Genomic DNA, 685 nt, shown 5'->3' on the forward strand with positions numbered 1-685 from the left:
TATCAACTCAACGGCACCAGGCATAAAAATAGCGGTATAACCCTTCTCGCCGTCGAGGAAACACATTCAGGAGTACGACTATGAACACCAAATTAATCATCGCAACCCTAGGCTTAGCTTCCGTTCTCTCTTTCGGTGCCAGCGCAGCTGTGCATCAGGTGAATTCTGAGCAAGCGCAAAACCTGCAATCAATGGGTAGTGTATCCGTATCTTCCGTCGCGGGTTCTCCGATGGATATCCGCCAGGAACTGGCGGCTAAAGCTGAAAAAGCAGGCGCAAGCAGCTATCGTGTCACCGAGCTAAATCAGGGTGACCACTGGCATGCGACGGCTGAGCTGTACAAATAAACCCTCGTCGTATCTCATCATACGACTTGCCCCTGGCGCTTTGTCAGGGGCTTTTTTATGTCTGAAATCAGTGACGAACGTTAAAGCGTAGTTGTCCTTCCAGCTCCTCTTCCGCCTCGTCAAAGAGCAGAACCAGTGCGCCAAAGCGTCGACGTAGCTTATCCGGCAGGTGGATAAACTCCAGCTCCAGCGGCATGGGTAAGACATCGCCAATCACCACGTCCCACAGCGAATCCAGATCCGTTACCTTTGCCTGTTCTAATCCAAATGTGCGACAAAATTCGCGGTAAAAGTCTTCCTGACTGTCGATTTCATCAAAATCAAACGTATAGATATTC

The 685-nt window shown here is 49.9% G+C and carries 2 protein-coding genes; one reads left to right on the top strand and one right to left on the bottom strand.

All coding sequences use genetic code 11. From position 1 onward, the window contains the following. Nucleotides 1-80 precede the first annotated feature (80 nt). Complete coding sequence (gene yhcN / locus K5E19_RS23265; protein WP_102105510.1) at nucleotides 81-347, top strand: peroxide/acid stress response protein YhcN; 267 nt, start codon at nucleotides 81-83, stop codon at nucleotides 345-347. A gap of 67 nt (nucleotides 348-414) precedes the next feature. Here yhcN and K5E19_RS23270 read toward each other — a convergent pair. After that, the coding region (locus tag K5E19_RS23270; RefSeq protein WP_260411930.1) for a hypothetical protein at nucleotides 415-685 on the bottom strand (271 nt) is incomplete at its 5' end.

Origin of the sequence: Enterobacter sp. RIT637 (assembly GCF_019718755.1) — a bacterium.
GTDB lineage: Bacteria > Pseudomonadota > Gammaproteobacteria > Enterobacterales > Enterobacteriaceae > Enterobacter.

Excerpts from the sequence above, each read along its gene's own strand:
- yhcN (WP_102105510.1), top strand. The coding sequence starts at position 81 with ATGAACACCAAATTAATCATCGCAACCCTAGGCTTAGCTTCCGTTCTC.